The organism is Oleiphilus sp. HI0125, assembly GCF_001635355.1.
The window spans coordinates 1-297 of sequence record NZ_LWGF01000585.1 but is presented as its reverse complement, the minus strand read 5'-3'; the positions used below and the strand labels follow the sequence as shown (position 1 = coordinate 297).

Here is a 297-nt window from a genome sequence, read left to right as displayed (position 1 = left end):
ACGATTTCTAACTGACAGTCTGCCGGCATATCTGAGATGCTTAGACCGGACTCTGTCACCAAGTAACGATCACTATTTAATAGAGCTCCATCAATACTGACCGAGCGCAATTCTAATTCTTCGCCGTCCAACGCCAACTCTGTCGACTCGGAATCCAAATCTTTAACAACGTGCATAAGATTCGTTACTTCAGCGCCGTCCTCGAATAGCTTAAAGCTCAAAGAAATACTCTCTACGAGGAAGTTCGGTTTTTGATAGTCTTTTAGATATGTGATGTTTGCTGCTGCGTCTTTCATC

1 pseudogene is annotated in these 297 nt (G+C 43.4%); it reads right to left on the bottom strand.

The annotated features are described in order from the left end of the window. Positions 1-297 (bottom strand): annotated as a pseudogene (gene pepN / locus A3762_RS27325) (aminopeptidase N); the annotation flags it as partial.